Raw genomic sequence first — 17150 nt, 5'->3', positions numbered from 1 at the left:
TATGAACTATTCAGAAATTATGATTCGCTATGGAGAATTATCAACCAAAGGTAAAAATAAAATGCGATTTGTTAATAAACTTCGCAATAATATCAAGCATGTCCTCTCGGTTTATCCAGAAGTGACAGTTTATTTTGATCGAGATCGTGGACATGTCTATCTGAATGGTGCAGATTATCAAGCAGTATCCACCTCTTTGAAAAAGATTTTTGGTATCCAGAGTTTTGCACCTTCCTACAAGGTAGAAAAGTCTGTTCAGGCTCTTAAGCAAGCTGTTCAAGGCATTATGAAGGAGATTTACCGTGAAGGCATGACTTTTAAGATTGCGGCACGTCGGAGTGATCATAGCTTTGAACTGGATAGTCGTGATCTTAATCAAGTTTTAGGAGATGCAGTTTTTACGGCCATTCCGACTGTACAAGTCAAGATGAAGTCACCTGATATTGCTTTGCGGGTAGAGATTCGTTCGGATGCAGCCTATATTTCTCATGAAGAAATTAGGGGAGCGGGTGGTTTACCCGTCGGGACATCCGGTAAAGGGATGCTTATGTTATCTGGTGGTATTGATTCTCCTGTTGCAGGTTATTTAGCACTCAAACGTGGTGTGGAGATTGAAGCTCTCCATTTTGCAAGTCCACCTTATACAAGTCCTGGTGCTTTGAAAAAAGCCCATGATTTGACTCGTAAATTGACTGCTTTTGGTGGTAATATCACTTTCATTGAAGTGCCATTTACCGAAATTCAAGAAGAAATCAAGGAAAAAGCACCAGAGGCCTATTTGATGACTTTGACACGTCGTTTTATGATGCGGATTGCAGATCGTGTCCGTCAGGAGCGTGGTGCCATGGTAATTGTCAATGGTGAAAGTTTGGGACAAGTTGCTAGTCAGACTTTAGAGTCTATGCAGGCTATCAATGCAGTAACTAATACGCCTATTATTCGTCCGGTTGTTACAATGGATAAGCTGGAAATTATTGAAATTGCTCAAGAAATTGATACCTTTGATATTTCCATTCAGCCATTTGAAGACTGTTGTACTATTTTTGCACCAGATCGTCCAAAAACCAACCCTAAAATCAAAAATGTGGAACAATATGAGTCTCGTATGGATGTTGAAGCTTTGGTGGAAAGGGCGGTTGCAGGTATTATCGTGAGTGACATCACACCGAGGGAAGATGTTCAAGATGAAGTGGAGAGCTTGATTGAGGAATTGCTGTAACATTCTGAAAAAATTCAGTCCCTTTCAGCAGTTGTCCAGCCTGAATGGAGTATCTCTAATTTTCATCAGCTTTGTTTCTATCGGAATATCTGGTGTTGATTTTATTGAATTATATTACTTTCAAAGATATTTTTACAGATTTTGCTAATCCGTTTTTTCTGATTTTAATTATTTAAAATAGTGACGCTTCATGGTATAATGAAAAATCACAAAGTTCTTTTAAGAGGAGGAGTTATGAAAAAAGGAGCTTTAACAGGTTTACTTTTGTTTGGTATGTTTTTTGGTGCTGGTAACCTGATTTTTCCTCCAGCACTTGGAGTTTTATCTGGTGAAAATTTCTGGCCGGCTATTTTCGGTTTTGTGGTATCAGGAGTTGGAATTTCTGTTATTGCCTTGATTGTCGGTACCTTAAATCCTAAAGGTTATGTTTATGAAATTTCACGCAAGATTTCTCCATTCTTTGCAACGATTTATCTAGTAGCACTATATTTGGCAATTGGTCCATTCTTTGCTATTCCACGTACAGCAACGACCTCATTCGAGATTGGGATTGCCCCTTTATTAGGAGATGGTAATCCTTCATTTTGGCTTTTGCTCTTTACCGCCTTGTATTTTATTGCAGCGTACCTGATTGCCTTGAATCCTTCTAAAATTTTGAACAGTATCGGCCGGATTTTAACGCCGGTATTTGCTATTTTGATTATTATTTTAGTTGTTCTTGGTTTTTTCAAATACAGTTCAACTAGCCCATTACCAGCATCTGCAGCTTATTCGACTGCACAGGCTTTTGGTACAGGCTTTATTGAAGGATACAATACTCTGGATGCTCTTGCTTCTATTGCCTTTAGTGTCGTAGCTGTCAACACCTTGAAACAGCTTGGTTTTTCTAGTAAAAAAGAATATGTATCTACTATTTGGTCGGTAGGACTTGTTGTAGCCTTGGCTTTCTCTGCTTTGTATATCGGCTTGGCCTTCCTTGGAAACCATTTCCCAGTTCCAGCTGATGTTTTATCTTCGGATACAAACAAGGGGGTTTACATTTTGTCGCAAGCAACACAAGCGATTTTTGGTCCAAGTGCTCAAATTTTCTTAGCAGCTATGGTTATCGTGACTTGTTTTACCACAACTGCAGGACTAATTGTTTCAAGTGGTGAGTTTTTCGCTGATCGTTTTCCACGCTTTAGTTATAAAATTTATGCAACAATCTTTACTTTGATTGGTTTTGGGATTGCTAATCTCGGTCTGAATAATATTATTACCTACTCAGTGCCTGTTTTATTAGTTCTTTATCCGATTACGATTTGTATTGTTTTGATTACTATTGTTAATAAGTTTGCACCACTATCAACCTATGGGATGCAGATGACAGTAGGAGTAGTAACTATTTTATCTTTGGTAGAAGTTCTAGCAGGGAAATTGGGTTGGACAGCAGTTTCAGCTTTCATCTCATCTTTACCATTGGCGGGACAATCTTTAGCTTGGTTTTTACCTGCTGTCGTAGGTATTATCCTTTCTCTTTTCTTACCAAATAAACAAGAGAGTGAAGTTTTTGAAATGTAATGGAAGGGGAAGGCAAAAGAAAACGTTGTTCTAGCCTTTCTTAAGTCAGAGAAATACACGTTTTCTTAAGTTATTGAGGAGATTTTAGACTTTCCAAAAAATTTAGATATAAATCACTTGCATTTGCAGGTGATTTTTGGTATAGTAGGAGTGTTGACTATGCACAGCCTGTGCAACCGCTCGATTACCGTCACTTAGGCTTATTAAGTAAAAGAGGTTTGTCCCACGGTACTAGGCGAGTCTTCACAAAAAATCGGGCATGAGCCCATATCTTTCATAGGAGGTGCATAATGAGCACATACGCAATCATTAAAACTGGCGGCAAACAAGTTAAAGTTGAAGTCGGTCAAGCTATCTACGTTGAAAAATTGAACGTTGAAGCAGGTCAAGAAGTATCTTTCGAAGAAGTAGTTCTTGTTGGTGGTGAGAAAACTGTTGTTGGTACTCCACTTGTAGCTGGCGCTACTGTTGTTGGTACTGTTGAAAAACAAGGTAAACAAAAGAAAGTTGTTACCTTCAAGTACAAACCTAAAAAAGGTAGCCACCGTAAACAAGGTCACCGTCAACCTTACACAAAAGTTGTTATCAACGCTATCAACGCTTAATTGGTATAGCTTGAGACAATCATTACAGAAATTCGGAGGAATAACATATGTTAAACTTGAATCTTGCTAACTTGCAATTTATGGCCCACAAAAAAGGTGGAGGTTCAACGTCAAACGGTCGTGATTCACAGGCAAAACGTCTTGGCGCTAAAGCTGCTGATGGTCAGACTGTATCTGGTGGTTCAATCCTTTACCGCCAGCGTGGTACTAAAATCTATCCAGGAGTTAACGTAGGTCGTGGTGGAGATGATACCCTCTACGCTAAAGTAGAAGGTGTTGTTCGCTTTGAACGTAAAGGACGCGATAAGAAACAAGTATCTGTTTACCCAATCGCGAAATAATGCGCTAAAGGTGCATGGATAAAGGCTTTCCGAGATTTCGGAGAGCTTTTTTCTTGATCTATTTACCATCATCTGGAACTCATTTTCTTCTTGACAATCCTATTAAAGTTGTATAGACTGATATGATAAAAGATAGGAATTTATATGTGAGTGAGGATTTTTTATGAAAAGGTGTATAATAAAAACACGAACCAATCTATCGAAAGCTGAGTTAGAGGCCTGTCATAGTTTGAATGCAGCTTGTAGAGAGGTTGATGGGACCTATCGTCAACCTTACTTGTCTAACATGCTCAATTTTGATAAAGATATGCCAGCCTTTCTTTTAGCTTATCAGGATGAGAGATTGCTAGGATTGTTGGCCATTTATGCAGACGATAGAGAAGAACTAGCTGAAGTTAGTCTGATGGTCAGGCCCGATGTTCGTGGAAAGGGAATTGCTAGCCAACTCTTGGATCAATTTTACTTGATACAAGAGGAGCATAAACTATTAGGTCCGCTTTTTGTTACTGAGCAAGTTTTTCTGCAACAGAATCCGAATTTTTTAGAAAATATGGAGTTAGTAGCCGAGGAAGAGAAAGAGATTTGGTTAAGTAGGGAACGGAAAGCTTTTAAGGAAGTTTATTTGCCAGATATGGAATGTTTGTTAGCAACAGCAGATGATATTGAAGCGATTGCGCAGTTTCAGTCTCAGACTTTTGAAACAAGTTTGGAGATGAGCATTCAGTATGCAAAAGAAGCAGTCTATGATAAGAATAGTCTTTTATATATTATAAAAAAAGGAGAGAAGATTTTTGCTTCCTGTACAGTGGATCTCTCCACCTCCTATAATTATCTTTATGGTCTTGCTGTTACTGAAGATATGAGAGGAAAGGGGATTGGTTCTGCTTTGGTCAAATCAGTCATCAATGATTTGATTGACAGAAATACGAGAAAATTTCAAATTGCAGTTGAAGAAGAAAATGTTGGAGCTTGGTCACTTTATAAAAACTTAGGTTTTACAGAGCAGACGCAGATTGTTTATATGCGAAAGAAGTAGGAGGTCGGCAAATCCTACTTTTTTTGGTATAATGAGTAGAGCAGTTTTGGAGGTTCAAAGATGAATATTCAACAATTACGATATGTAGTGGCAATTGCCAATAGTGGTACATTTCGAGAAGCGGCAGAGAAGATGTATATTTCTCAACCGAGTTTGTCAATTTCCATTCGTGATTTAGAAAAAGAATTGGGCTTCCAGATTTTTAGTCGAACCAGTTCAGGCACATTTTTAACACAAAAAGGAATGGAATTTTATGAGAGGGCTCAGATGTTGGTCAAGGGCTTTGATCAGTTTGAACACCTCTATTTGCAACCGGAAGAGGGGGAGAAAACTTTTTCAATTTCTAGTCAGCATTATGACTTTCTACCGCCATTGATGACCGAATTTTCTCGTCAGCACCCACAGTATCCACATTTTCGTATCTTTGAATCAACAACGGTTCAGATTTTGGATGAGGTTGCGCAAGGGTATAGTGAACTTGGCATCATTTACTTAAATGAGAGAAATACCAAGGGGATTATGCAGAAGTTAGACAAGCTTCAGTTGCAGGCGGTTGAGTTGGCATCTTTTCAAACTCACATTTATCTTCGTAAGGATCATCCATTGACGATGAAGGATGAGATTGTGTCTTCTGATTTGGTGGGGTTGCCTACAGTAAGATTTACACAGGAAAAAGAAGCTTATCTCTACTATTCAGAAAATTTGATTGACACTTCTGATTCCTCAGTTATTTTTGATGTGACGGATCGTGCCACTTTGAATGGAATTTTAGAACGAACAGATGCCTATGCAACGGGTTCAGGCTACCTTGATAAAGAGAGTGTAAATGGTATTACGGTAATTCCCTTTAAAGGAAAGAGGGACAATCGCATGGTTTATGTCAAACGTGCTGCTGATGAGCTGAGTACCTGTGCACAAGATTTTATTGAAGCGATGCAGGCATATTTTGATAGGAAGAAGGATGAGAATGCGTAAAATTGGATTTCCGCTTTGGATAGCTGTTTTGATTGGTTTAGACCAACTTGTGAAAGGGTGGACAGTTGCTAATATTGAGTTAGATACTGTGCGAGATTTTGTTCCCGGCTTTATGAGTTTAGCCTATCTACGGAATTATGGAGCAGCCTATTCCATTTTGCAGAATCAGCAATGGTTCTTTACCATTGTGACCATTATCGTCATGGTAGGGCTAGTTTGGTATTTTATCAAACAAATCAATGGTAGTTTTTGGATTTTGTTCAGCCTCTCTTTGATTATGGCTGGTGGTTTGGGGAATTTTATAGATCGTGTAAGACTAGGTTATGTTGTAGATATGTTTCATTTAGATTTTGTCAATTTCCCAGTTTTTAATGTTGCAGATGTCTGTTTAACTGTTGGTGTAGGCATTCTATTTATATGTATTTTGAAAGAAGAGAAGAATGGAAGTAAGAGTTGAAGTAGGTGGTTTACGTCTGGATAAGGCTTTGGCAGATTTAACAGAATTGTCACGATCAATCGCTAACGAGCAAATCAAAGCTGGTCAGGTTTTGGTCAATGGTGAGCTAAAGAAAGCCAAGTATAGTGTGCAGGTCGGTGATGTAATTTCTTATCAAATGCCTGAGGTTGAAGAGCTTTCTTATGTTGCCGAAAATATTCCGCTAGAAATTGTTTACCAAGATGCAGATATTGTTGTTATAAATAAACCACAAGGTATGGTTGTTCATCCATCAGCAGGACACACTTCCGGAACATTAGTAAATGCTCTTCTCTATCATGTGAAGGATCTATCGGGGATCAATGGTGTTCTTCGTCCGGGGATTGTTCATCGGATTGATAAAGATACATCTGGTTTGTTGATGATTGCTAAACATGATGAAGCTCATGTGAGATTAGCTGAAGAATTGAAGTCAAAAAAATCGCTTCGCAAATATTGGGCAATCGTTCATGGGAATTTACCAAATGATCGTGGTAAGATTGAAGCACCGATTGGTCGTTCTGAAAAAGATCGTAAGAAGCAGGCTGTGACCGCTAAGGGTAAGGAAGCCGTGACTAGGTTTCAGGTGTTGGAGCGATTTAAAACTTATACTTTAGTAGAACTAACTTTGGAAACGGGTCGTACCCATCAAATCCGTGTTCATATGGCTTATATTGGACATCCCGTTGCTGGTGATGAGGTTTATGGTCCACGTAAGACTTTGAAGGGGCAGGGGCAATTTCTCCATGCCCGGACACTTGGATTTACCCATCCGCGAACAGGAGAGGTCATCGAATTTACAGCAGAAGCGCCAGCTATTTTTCAAGAGACTCTAGAGAGACTACGGAGGACTGAACACCAGTGAAAACCTTATCATCTTGCCCATTTTTCCAATACATGTTATACTAGAACACGGAAAATGGAAGGAGAGTGAAAATGGAAACTTTACCAAATTGTCTAGAATGTCGTTCTGAATATGTTTATGAAGATGGTGCGCTTTTGGTTTGTCCTGAGTGTGCTTATGAGTGGAATCCAGCAGATGTAGCTGAGGAAGAAAATGGTCCGATAGCTATTGATGCTAACGGCAACCGTCTGGCTGATGGTGATACCGTAACGCTTATCAAAGATTTGAAAGTAAAAGGTGCTCCAAAAGACCTTAAACAAGGTACACGTGTGAAGGGGATTCGTATCGTTGAAGGAGACCACAACATTGATTGTAAGATTGATGGTTTCGGTGCAATGAAGCTTAAATCTGAGTTTGTTAAGAAAATCTAGTAGATTTTATTGCCTAAGTAAAAGACTGGCCTATTCCAGTCTTTTGTCATATATGAAAGGATAGTATGAAGTATCAAAGTATTTTATTTTATAGTCGCTGTTTGTTAACCATTTTAGCTATCACTGGCACGGTATTGGAGATTATGCGATACGGTGTTGGCATGCTTATGTACTATACCGTTCAGTCCAATCTGTTGGTATCTATATTTGCAGTTTATATGCTCTATGCTATGAGAAAGGATATTGATTTACAAAATCACAAATTCCTTCGAATCAAAGCGGCTGTTACCATGTCTATTATGATTACCTGCGTGGTTTATCATTTTATGCTAGCTCCCTTAGCTAAAGATTTCTGGCGTGTGGAAAATATGCTCTGTCATTACATTGTGCCACTTTATTTTCTTTTGGATACTCTGATTGTGGATCGTCAAAGGCAGTACAAATGGTTTGATCCAATTTGGTGGACAACATTGCCAGTCTTTTATATGATTTTTGGTTTAATCAATGGCTTTTTTATCAAGATTCCTATTCCGGACGCTAAGGATAGTCCTTTTGCCTATTTTTTCCTCAATGTTCCAAAGTATGGTTGGCCCTATGTATTGACTTACGCGGGTACAATCTTTGTAGCTTACCTGCTCTGTGGTTTCTTATTGGTGGCAATAAAATCTCTAAACCTTCAACGTCCTGTGTCTATCAAGTCTGATACTCAGTAAAACACGAAGAATTCTCATTTTTTTCAGAAAAAAATTGTCAAGATTGAAATTTTATGCTATACTTATACCTAATAATCCTTTAAAACCTGTCCAGAGAGGCAGACAAGGAGTCGTGTGTTAAGCAGACTGGTTTATACTAGTCTATGTTTTCATGGTCTCCTTGTAAAAAGGAGACTTTTCTGTTTCTCTTAGCAATGGCAACAGAGCTTAGAGAAATTGATGTAGTTTGAACGGCAGTGAGAACACCGTTCCTCTCTTTTCTTAGTGATTACAGGTTTGAAGATGTCGCAGTTCTTAGGAAACTGTGTATCAATGCACTATTTATTTTGAGGAGGTCTTATGAAGACGAAAGAAATTGTTGATGATGTGACGGTGAAGCGGGCAATCACCCGTATTACCTATGAAATTATTGAGCGCAACAAGAACTTGGATAACATTGTTCTTGCAGGAATCAAGACACGTGGTGTCTTTATCGCCAGACGAATTCAGGAAAGGTTGAAACAATTAGAAGGTATAGATGTTCCACTGGGAGAATTGGATACTAAGCCTTTCCGAGATGATATGAAAGTAGAAGAAGATACGACAAGTATAACTGCAGATGTTAATGATCGTGATGTGATACTAGTAGATGATGTTCTTTACACAGGTCGAACCATTCGAGCAGCAATTGACAATGTAGTTTCTTTGGGACGTCCTGCTCGTGTTAGTCTGGCTGTTCTTGTAGATCGCGGACACAGGGAATTACCTATTCGAGCGGACTATGTTGGAAAGAACATTCCGACTAGTCACGCGGAGGAAATTATTGTCCACATGACTGAAATTGATGGACAAGATGCTGTGCTCCTCGTTGAAGGAGTATAGTCATTCCCAATATTTGATGAAAATCAATGTAGACTATCTAGGGCTAATAAGGGTATAAGTTGCTAGGCTATCCTTTTGATTGCCAGAGAATATTACAAATCATTATTTTACACCCAAACTATAAAGGTAGGTATCATCATGACAATTACAAATGGTAAAGTTTCACTCAAACACTTGGTTACAATGGAAACTCTTTCGAATGAAGAAGTGCTGGGACTCATCCAACGAGGAATTGCTTTTAAACGCGGAGAACGAGTGGAATTGGATCGAAAGTATTTCGCTTCTAATCTATTTTTTGAAGATTCAACTCGAACTCATAAGTCTTTTGAAATGGCAGAGCTACGTTTGGATATGGGAATGATTGATTTTGATGCTCGTACAAGTTCTGTCAATAAGGGGGAGACTTTATATGATACCATTTTAACAATGTCTGCTTTGGGAGTAGATATTTGCGTGATTCGCCATTCAGAAGTTGATTACTACAAACAGCTAATCGACAGTCCGACTATTCAGACATCTATCGTCAATGGTGGTGATGGTTCTGGGCAGCATCCGAGTCAATCCTTGCTTGATTTGATGACTATCTACGAGGAATTTGGAACGTTTGAGGGGCTAAAGATTGCTATTGCTGGAGATATTACGCATTCGCGTGTTGCTAGATCCAACATGCAGATATTGAAGCGTTTGGGTGCAGAGATTTTCTTTACTGGTCCGGAAGAGTGGTATTCAGAGGAATTTGATGTTTATGGACAGCACTTGAATATTGATGATATTGTTGAAACAGTGGATGTATTGATGTTGCTCCGGGTGCAACATGAGCGCCACGATGGTGCTGGTGGATTTTCAAAAGAAACCTATAACAGCATGCATGGTTTGACAGATGAGCGTTACAAACGCTTGAAAGATAGCGCCATTGTTATGCATCCAGCTCCTGTCAATCGTGATGTAGAAATCGATGATCATTTAGTAGAAGCTTCAAAGTCACGTATTGTTCGCCAAATGCAAAATGGTGTTTTTGTTCGTATGGCGATTTTGGAAGCCATTGTGAATGGGAAGGCTTAAAATATATTATTAGTCAAGAACGAGTCGTGTAAGAGCTTATCTTGTACTAGTTGGATCTGGTGTCAAAAGTTTTATTTAATGTCGCCCTGTGAGGCTACAAATAGAAAGGAGAAGGGGTGTTATTCTATCCGGGTTTTGTAATTGAATTCCGGCTACGGACTGAGTCAAAAAGATAGTTTTTCCTTGAATGGTTTTGTTTTTCATCTAAATAAATTCCTATTTTGATTGTGTCTGCTTAACGCCTTTAATATCTTATTATTATGTCAAAAAGACGTTTAATTTTAGAAGATGGGACAATTTTTGAAGGTGAAGCCTTCGGTGCAACTACTGATGTGACAGGGGAGTTGGTCTTTTCGACTGGTATGACGGGGTACCAAGAGTCCATTACAGATCAGTCTTATAATGGTCAAATTTTAACGTTTACCTATCCTTTGATAGGGAATTATGGTATAAATCGGGATGATTATGAATCGATTAAGCCGACTTGTAAGGGAGTTGTCGTCAGTGAATGGGCTCGTCGAGCTAGTAATTGGCGCAATCAAATGACTTTAGATGAATTTTTAAAGGCTAAGAATATTCCTGCGATTTCAGGAATTGATACGCGTGCACTTACAAAAATTATTCGCCAACACGGTACCATGAAAGCTACCTTGGCCAATGTAGGAGATTCTGTTGAACATCTGACAGATCAGTTGAGGGCGACCGTTTTACCAACTAATAATATCCAGCAGGTATCTACCAAAACTGCATATCCTGCACCAGGTATTGGTCGCAGCATTGTGTTGGTTGACTTTGGGCTCAAACATTCTATTCTCAGAGAATTAGCGAAGCGTGATTGCAACGTAACTGTTGTGCCTTATGACACAACAGCTGAAGAAATTCTATCCCTAGATCCAGATGGTGTCATGTTATCCAATGGACCAGGGAATCCTGATGATGTGCCTGAAGCACTTGATATGATTCGTGGTATTCTTGGAAAAATTCCAATTTTCGGTATCTGTATGGGGCATCAACTCTTTGCAAAAGCCAATGGTGCAAAGACCTATAAAATGAAGTTTGGGCACCGTGGGTTTAACCATGCGGTACGTGAGATTGCAACGGGGCGTGTTGATTTTACTAGTCAGAATCATGGCTATGCTGTCGCACGTGAGGAATTACCAGAATGTCTGATGATTACGCATGAAGAGATCAATGATCGGTCAGTTGAAGGTGTGCGACATAAATATCACCCAGGTTTTTCTGTCCAATTCCATCCGGATGCAGCACCCGGTCCACACGATGCTAGTTACCTTTTTGATGAATTTATGGACTTAATAGATTCTTTTAAGAAGGAAAACTAGCAAGGATTTTGTACTGTTCCATGAGACAGCAAGTTAGGTAGAAGCTAAGTTTCTTGTCCTCCCTTCAAGAGGTGGCCGATTCTTGCATTTGTTTTTAAAATGATTTAATCTTGACTTATTTTCTCGTGTCGAAAATCTTATTTAATGTCGCCCTGTGAGGCGACAAATAGAAAGGGGAGAATACAGGTTCGTGAAAACTTTTTGGTTTTCAGGTTCGAACACGCCCTATAAGCTGTGTCAAAAGGATAAGGTTTCTAGTATCTGTTGATATTGTATTAGCCTTCTTATTTTGACTTTGTTTACTTAACGGGCCTTGTATCATAAATTATGCCAAAGCGTTTAGATATTAAAAAAATTATGGTGATTGGGTCTGGTCCGATTGTTATTGGTCAGGCGGCCGAGTTTGATTATGCTGGAACTCAGGCTTGTTTAGCTCTGAAAGAAGAGGGCTATAGTGTCGTACTTGTCAACTCCAATCCAGCAACTATCATGACGGACAAGGAGATTGCGGATAAGGTCTATATTGAGCCGATTACGCTTGAATTTGTCACTCGTATTTTACGCAAAGAACGTCCAGATGCTCTTTTGCCAACGCTCGGAGGTCAGACAGGTCTTAACATGGCGATGGAGTTATCGAAGGCTGGGATTTTGGAAGAGCTGGGTGTAGAGCTTTTAGGAACTAAGTTATCTGCTATTGATCAAGCCGAAGATCGTGACCTCTTTAAGCAACTTATGGAGGAATTGAAGCAACCTATTCCAGAATCTACTATTGTAACAACTGTTGAAGAAGCCTTGCATTTTGCTCGTGAAATTGGCTACCCAGTCATTGTTCGTCCAGCCTTTACATTAGGTGGTACTGGTGGTGGAATGTGTACCGATGAAGTAGAATTACGTGAGATTGTCAAGAATGGTCTGAAGCTCTCTCCAGTCACTCAGTGTTTGATTGAACGATCTATTGCTGGTTTTAAAGAAATTGAGTATGAAGTGATGCGCGATGCTGCAGATAATGCCCTTGTTGTCTGCAACATGGAAAACTTCGATCCTGTGGGGATTCATACAGGAGATTCTATCGTTTTTGCTCCCACTCAAACCCTCTCAGATATTGAAAATCAGATGCTTCGTGATGCCAGTCTTAGTATCATTCGAGCTTTGAAGATCGAGGGCGGCTGCAATGTTCAACTGGCACTAGATCCACACAGTTTTAAGTATTATGTTATCGAGGTCAATCCTCGTGTATCTCGTTCGTCTGCCTTAGCTTCCAAAGCAACTGGTTACCCGATTGCAAAATTGGCAGCCAAAATCGCTGTTGGCCTCAGACTTGATGAAATGATCAATCCTGTAACAGGAACAACATACGCCATGTTTGAATCAGCATTGGACTACGTAGTAGCCAAAATTCCACGTTTTCCATTTGACAAGTTTGAAAAAGGCGAACGTCGTTTGGGAACACAGATGAAGGCAACGGGAGAAGTTATGGCGATTGGTCGTAATATTGAAGAAAGTCTGCTAAAGGCTTGCCGTTCGCTTGAAATTGGTGTCTATCATAATGAAATGCCGGAACTTAGTCGGCTGTCGGATGATGCCCTGGTTGAAAAAATTGTCAAGGCACAGGATGATCGTCTTTTCTATCTTTCGGAAGCACTCAGACGCGGTTATACAGTAGAAGAATTGGCACAGTTAACGAAGATTGATCTATTTTTCCTCGATAAATTGCTTCATATTTTGGAAATAGAGCAGGAATTGGCAGTTAACTTTGATCATATTGATGTTCTGAAAAAAGCCAAGAAATATGGCTTTTCGGATCGTAAGATTGCAGAGCTTTGGGGCAGAACAGAAAGTTATATTCGTCGTGTTCGGATGGAAAACAAGATTATTCCGGTCTACAAGATGGTTGATACCTGTGCTGCGGAGTTTGAAAGCTCAACGCCATACTTCTATTCAACCTATGAATGGGAAAATGAGTCAATCAAATCAGAAAAGGAATCTATCTTGGTTCTAGGTTCGGGTCCAATTCGGATTGGTCAAGGTGTTGAGTTTGATTATGCAACGGTTCACTCGGTTAAGGCTATTCAAGCCGCAGGCTATGAAGCTATTATCATGAACTCAAATCCAGAGACTGTTTCGACAGATTTTTCTATTTCAGATAAGCTTTACTTTGAACCACTGACCTTAGAAGATGTTCTCAATGTTATTGATTTGGAGCAACCAAAAGGTGTCGTTGTTCAGTTTGGTGGACAGACAGCTATCAATCTGGCAGAATCATTGGCAAAAGCTGGGGTTCAGATCTTGGGGACTCAGGTAGCGGATTTAGATCGTGCAGAGGATAGAGATTTATTTGAAAAAGCATTGAAAGAATTAGGTATTCCCCAGCCACCAGGTCAGACTGTAACCACTGAAGAAGAGGCCATCAAGGCAGCTTGCAAGCTCGGTTTTCCAGTACTCGTGCGTCCTTCTTATGTTCTTGGGGGACGCGCCATGGAAATTGTTGAAAATGAAGATGATTTACGTTCTTACATGCGAACTGCGGTAAAGGTATCACCTGAACACCCGGTCTTAGTTGATTCTTATATTCTTGGTCGAGAGTGTGAAGTAGATGCTATCTCGGATGGTACCGATGTTCTTATTCCCGGCATTATGGAGCATATCGAGCGTGCAGGTGTCCATTCGGGTGATTCGATGGCAGTTTATCCTCCACAAGGTTTGTCTAAAAAGGTTCAAGAAACAATTGCAGATTATACTAAACGCTTGGCGATTGGTTTACATTGTATTGGTATGATGAATATTCAATTTGTCATCAAAGATGAGATGGTCTATGTTATTGAGGTAAACCCTCGTGCCAGTCGTACAGTACCTTTTTTATCAAAGGTAACCGATATCCCGATGGCTCAGGTAGCGACTCAGCTAATTTTAGGGAAGTGCTTGACTGAATTGGGCTATGAGGGGGGACTCTATCCTGAAAGTCAACAAGTTCATGTGAAAGCACCGGTATTCTCCTTTTCTAAATTGGCCAAAGTAGATAGTCTTTTGGGACCTGAAATGAAGTCTACTGGTGAGATCATGGGTTCAGACCAGACATTGGAAAAAGCTCTCTATAAGGCTTTTGAGGCTAGCCATCAGCATCTGGAGGAGTTTGGGAATATCGTTTTTACCATTGCGGATGAAGATAAGGAAGAAGCGTTAGGACTTGCTCAACGTTACCATGAGTTGGGGTATGGTCTATTTGCAACAGCAGGAACGGCAGCCTATCTCGTCAATAAAGGCTTATCCGTGACACCTGTTGGTAAATTAGGTGATTCTGAATATCCAGACATCCCTAGTTTGGTTCGGGCAGGAAAAGTTCAAGCAATCATCAATACAGTTAGCAAAAAGCGCATAGTTGATGGAGATGGTCAAATGATCCGTAGATCTGCTATTGAAGGAGGAATTCCTCTTTTCACAGCACTTGATACAGCAGAAGCAATGGTAAAAGTGCTGGAAAGTCGTAGTTTTATGACTCAGGCAATCTAGAAGAGAGAGTATGCCTGCTGTCTTCAATTTTTTATAAATCATGATTTTAAATTGGTTTATTGATTAAATTTGCAACATTTAGTACAGAGGATGATTTCGCAAGAGGTCATCTTTTTGTTATAATCTAACTATGCAATATATTGTTACAACTAGTCTTAGAATGAACGAACTCCTTGTCGCAAAAGCTAAGCAGATAGCTGGAGGCCTAGGGGTTCGGTATGTCGAACGCAAGAAGCAGTCCGTTTCTGCCTTATTAAGGAGGGTAGATGGTATCTTAGTTGTCTATCAAGAACAACTCACTCTGGAACAGAAGAACGGTCAAAGACTGTTTTTTCATCCGGATACAGCTATTTTGCGGATTAAATCGGGGCGAGACCCACTTGTAGAACTGGTAGGAGCTAGCGCAAAAAGAGTCTTAGATTGTACCATGGGGCTTGCTTCTGATAGTATTGTACTGGCTAGTGCAGGCCATCGGGTTACAGCTCTGGAAAGTTCTCAACTGATTCATTTTATCGTTCGTCAAGGTTTGCAGGATTTTGATAGTGGTGATGAAGCTATCAACCAAGCCATGCGAGGAGTCAAAACTTTGTGGACAGATAGTCTGACTTATCTAAGGGAGCAACCAGATAAATCTTTTGATATAATCTACTTTGATCCTATGTTCTCACAAAAAATAAAAGAATCACAAAATTTAGCTGGTCTGGCTGGTCTGGCAAATGTTAGTCGCTTGAATGAGGACATTCTCTATGAAGCCAAACGGGTTGCCAGAGAGAAAATTATTTTAAAAGCTCATTTTAGAGATAGGATTTTTGAGGAATTAGGTTTTGTTCGTCACATACGACCCAATCAAAAATTTCATTACGGAGAAATAATACTATAGGAGAAGTGATAAAATGAAAATTTTAGTAACTGGTTTTGATCCCTTCGGTGGTGATACTGTCAATCCTGCTTTGGAAGTGATCAAGCGCTTGCCTAAGCATATCACTGGTGCAGAGATTATAGTGGCTGAGATACCGACTGTCTTTTATCAATCTGCCTGTGTTTTAGAAGAACAGTTATCAAAGCATTTGCCGGATGCTGTTCTCTGTCTCGGTCAAGCTGGTGGTCGTATGGAATTGACTTTTGAGCGGGTTGCTATCAACCAAGATGATGCACGTATTCCAGACAATGCTGGGCAACAGCCGATTGATACGGCTATTCGTGAAAATGGGGCCCCTGCTTATTTTTCAACGCTACCAATCAAGGCTATGGTAGAAGCTGTGCGTAAAGCTGGGATTCCTGCATCAGTGTCCAATACTGCTGGAACTTTTGTTTGCAATCATCTTATGTATCAATCCCTTTATCTGGCTGAGCGGAATTTTCCGCAGACTAGGGCTGGATTTTTACATATCCCTTTTATACCTGAACAAGTTATTGGCAAATCCGGACTTGCTTCAATGTCTTTGGAGGTTATCGTAAAAGGGGTCCAAGTGGCAATAGAGACTATTGTAGAATATGCAGGGAAAGAGGATATGAAAATAGTTGGAGGAGCGACTCATTGATGGGACTCCTCGAAAAAATTATGTCTATTTGTAATTGCCCTTGAATATGAAAAATACTCAAAATGAAATGGATAGAAAAAATAAAAGAAAATAAAATACGTGATGGTATGATAAAAAATTTATTTTAAGTAAGATGTCTGATAAGTTAGTTACAGTACAAGTACTGGCCGGATTTTATTATAGATAATTTGGGAAAATTCATCCGACTCAAAAATGGACATTTTTGCTAGAAATATGAAAAATAATTAAAAGTGTCAAGTTTTTTTCTTGACACCTGATAGAAGTATGATATAATAAAACATGTGCTAAATAGCTCTGCTATTTCACCGAATACTATCATAAAGAAAAGAGAATACTAAAAATGGCAGTAAAAATCCGTTTAACTCGTATGGGTTCTAAAAAGAAACCTTTCTATCGTATCAACGTTGCAGACTCACGCGCACCACGTGATGGTCGTTTTATCGAGACTGTTGGTACTTACAACCCACTTTTGGCTGAAAACTCAGTAACTCTTAAAGAAGAGCGTGTACTTGAGTGGTTGGCAAAAGGCGCACAACCATCTGATACTGTTCGTTCCCTTCTTTCAAACGCAGGCGTTTTGAAAAAATTCCACGAGCAAAAATTCTCTAAATAAGAATAG

At 39.6% G+C, this 17150-nt stretch carries 17 protein-coding genes, 1 pseudogene and 1 other annotated feature; all 18 genes and pseudogenes read left to right on the top strand.

Annotated features, from left to right (window positions below; genetic code table 11):
* Position 1: 1 nt before the first annotated feature.
* The 18 genes and pseudogenes from thiI (at position 2) to rpsP (ending at position 17144) form a co-directional block, all read left to right on the top strand.
* Positions 2-1219: a tRNA uracil 4-sulfurtransferase ThiI gene (gene thiI, locus SR187_RS05340; protein ID WP_120171749.1), complete on the top strand. Its 1218-nt coding sequence runs from the start codon at positions 2-4 to the stop codon at positions 1217-1219.
* A gap of 234 nt (positions 1220-1453) precedes the next feature.
* Entirely contained in the window at positions 1454-2779 is a 1326-nt protein-coding gene (gene brnQ, locus SR187_RS05335; protein ID WP_120171748.1) for a branched-chain amino acid transport system II carrier protein, read from the top strand.
* Positions 2780-2943: 164 nt separating this feature from the next.
* Positions 2944-3032: a sequence feature (ribosomal protein L21 leader region), on the top strand.
* Between the two features lie 37 nt (positions 3033-3069).
* Positions 3070-3315 (top strand): annotated as a pseudogene (gene rplU, locus SR187_RS05330) (50S ribosomal protein L21); the annotation flags it as partial.
* Positions 3248-3454 (top strand): GerMN domain-containing protein, encoded by a 207-nt coding sequence (locus tag SR187_RS10090; RefSeq protein ID WP_323131742.1) that lies wholly within the window; start codon positions 3248-3250, stop codon positions 3452-3454. The pseudogene rplU and the gene SR187_RS10090, both read left to right, overlap by 68 nt.
* Positions 3432-3725, top strand: coding sequence for a 50S ribosomal protein L27 (gene rpmA / locus SR187_RS05325; RefSeq protein ID WP_024532936.1), 294 nt, complete (start codon positions 3432-3434; stop codon positions 3723-3725). Before SR187_RS10090 ends, rpmA begins: the two co-directional genes overlap by 23 nt.
* Before the next feature lie 163 nt (positions 3726-3888).
* Positions 3889-4761: a GNAT family N-acetyltransferase gene (locus SR187_RS05320; protein ID WP_050579603.1), complete on the top strand. Its 873-nt coding sequence runs from the start codon at positions 3889-3891 to the stop codon at positions 4759-4761.
* Between the two features lie 60 nt (positions 4762-4821).
* Positions 4822-5736, top strand: a complete 915-nt coding sequence (locus tag SR187_RS05315; RefSeq protein ID WP_024531986.1) for a LysR family transcriptional regulator — start codon at positions 4822-4824, stop codon at positions 5734-5736.
* Positions 5729-6193, top strand: coding sequence for a signal peptidase II (gene lspA / locus SR187_RS05310; protein WP_120171747.1), 465 nt, complete (start codon positions 5729-5731; stop codon positions 6191-6193). Before SR187_RS05315 ends, lspA begins: the two co-directional genes overlap by 8 nt.
* A complete protein-coding gene (locus SR187_RS05305) occupies positions 6177-7076 on the top strand; it encodes an RluA family pseudouridine synthase (RefSeq protein WP_120171746.1) in 900 nt (299 codons plus the stop codon). The genes lspA and SR187_RS05305 overlap by 17 nt, the downstream gene beginning before the upstream one ends.
* A gap of 71 nt (positions 7077-7147) precedes the next feature.
* Positions 7148-7486: a zinc ribbon domain-containing protein YjdM gene (locus SR187_RS05300; protein ID WP_024531989.1), complete on the top strand. Its 339-nt coding sequence runs from the start codon at positions 7148-7150 to the stop codon at positions 7484-7486.
* Positions 7487-7551: 65 nt separating this feature from the next.
* A complete protein-coding gene (locus tag SR187_RS05295; RefSeq protein ID WP_120171745.1) occupies positions 7552-8199 on the top strand; it encodes a Pr6Pr family membrane protein in 648 nt (215 codons plus the stop codon).
* Positions 8200-8538: 339 nt separating this feature from the next.
* Positions 8539-9060, top strand: a complete 522-nt coding sequence (gene pyrR / locus SR187_RS05290; RefSeq protein WP_024531991.1) for a bifunctional pyr operon transcriptional regulator/uracil phosphoribosyltransferase PyrR — start codon at positions 8539-8541, stop codon at positions 9058-9060.
* 138 nt (positions 9061-9198) lie between these two features.
* On the top strand, positions 9199-10122 hold the full coding sequence (locus tag SR187_RS05285; protein ID WP_120171744.1) for an aspartate carbamoyltransferase catalytic subunit: 924 nt from the start codon (positions 9199-9201) through the stop codon (positions 10120-10122).
* Positions 10123-10382: 260 nt separating this feature from the next.
* Positions 10383-11462 carry a carbamoyl phosphate synthase small subunit gene (locus SR187_RS05280; protein WP_120171743.1) on the top strand — a complete coding sequence of 360 codons (1080 nt, stop codon included), beginning with the start codon at positions 10383-10385 and terminating at the stop codon, positions 11460-11462.
* Between the two features lie 327 nt (positions 11463-11789).
* Positions 11790-14969 carry a carbamoyl-phosphate synthase large subunit gene (gene carB / locus SR187_RS05275; protein ID WP_120171742.1) on the top strand — a complete coding sequence of 1060 codons (3180 nt, stop codon included), beginning with the start codon at positions 11790-11792 and terminating at the stop codon, positions 14967-14969.
* A gap of 130 nt (positions 14970-15099) precedes the next feature.
* On the top strand, positions 15100-15849 hold the full coding sequence (locus SR187_RS05270) for a class I SAM-dependent methyltransferase (RefSeq protein WP_120171741.1): 750 nt from the start codon (positions 15100-15102) through the stop codon (positions 15847-15849).
* 13 nt (positions 15850-15862) lie between these two features.
* A complete protein-coding gene (gene pcp, locus SR187_RS05265; protein WP_120171740.1) occupies positions 15863-16510 on the top strand; it encodes a pyroglutamyl-peptidase I in 648 nt (215 codons plus the stop codon).
* A 361-nt stretch (positions 16511-16871) separates the two neighbouring features.
* Complete coding sequence (rpsP, locus tag SR187_RS05260) at positions 16872-17144, top strand: 30S ribosomal protein S16 (RefSeq protein WP_002940682.1); 273 nt, start codon at positions 16872-16874, stop codon at positions 17142-17144.
* Positions 17145-17150: the final 6 nt, after the last annotated feature.

Source organism: Streptococcus ruminantium (genome assembly GCF_003609975.1).
Classification (GTDB): domain Bacteria; phylum Bacillota; class Bacilli; order Lactobacillales; family Streptococcaceae; genus Streptococcus; species Streptococcus ruminantium.
This window is presented reverse-complemented; position numbering and strand designations above follow the sequence as displayed.

Bases quoted from the DNA above. Each gene is read 5' to 3' on its own strand.
- thiI (WP_120171749.1), top strand. From the start codon at position 2: ATGAACTATTCAGAAATTATGATTCGCTATGGAGAATTATCAACCAAA.
- brnQ (WP_120171748.1), top strand. From the start codon at position 1,454: ATGAAAAAAGGAGCTTTAACAGGTTTACTTTTGTTTGGTATGTTTTTT.
- rpmA (WP_024532936.1), top strand. From the start codon at position 3,432: ATGTTAAACTTGAATCTTGCTAACTTGCAATTTATGGCCCACAAAAAA.
- SR187_RS05320 (WP_050579603.1), top strand. From the start codon at position 3,889: ATGAAAAGGTGTATAATAAAAACACGAACCAATCTATCGAAAGCTGAG.
- SR187_RS05315 (WP_024531986.1), top strand. From the start codon at position 4,822: ATGAATATTCAACAATTACGATATGTAGTGGCAATTGCCAATAGTGGT.
- lspA (WP_120171747.1), top strand. From the start codon at position 5,729: ATGCGTAAAATTGGATTTCCGCTTTGGATAGCTGTTTTGATTGGTTTA.
- SR187_RS05305 (WP_120171746.1), top strand. From the start codon at position 6,177: ATGGAAGTAAGAGTTGAAGTAGGTGGTTTACGTCTGGATAAGGCTTTG.
- SR187_RS05300 (WP_024531989.1), top strand. From the start codon at position 7,148: ATGGAAACTTTACCAAATTGTCTAGAATGTCGTTCTGAATATGTTTAT.
- SR187_RS05295 (WP_120171745.1), top strand. From the start codon at position 7,552: ATGAAGTATCAAAGTATTTTATTTTATAGTCGCTGTTTGTTAACCATT.
- pyrR (WP_024531991.1), top strand. From the start codon at position 8,539: ATGAAGACGAAAGAAATTGTTGATGATGTGACGGTGAAGCGGGCAATC.
- SR187_RS05285 (WP_120171744.1), top strand. From the start codon at position 9,199: ATGACAATTACAAATGGTAAAGTTTCACTCAAACACTTGGTTACAATG.
- SR187_RS05280 (WP_120171743.1), top strand. From the start codon at position 10,383: ATGTCAAAAAGACGTTTAATTTTAGAAGATGGGACAATTTTTGAAGGT.
- carB (WP_120171742.1), top strand. From the start codon at position 11,790: ATGCCAAAGCGTTTAGATATTAAAAAAATTATGGTGATTGGGTCTGGT.
- SR187_RS05270 (WP_120171741.1), top strand. From the start codon at position 15,100: ATGCAATATATTGTTACAACTAGTCTTAGAATGAACGAACTCCTTGTC.
- pcp (WP_120171740.1), top strand. From the start codon at position 15,863: ATGAAAATTTTAGTAACTGGTTTTGATCCCTTCGGTGGTGATACTGTC.
- rpsP (WP_002940682.1), top strand. From the start codon at position 16,872: ATGGCAGTAAAAATCCGTTTAACTCGTATGGGTTCTAAAAAGAAACCT.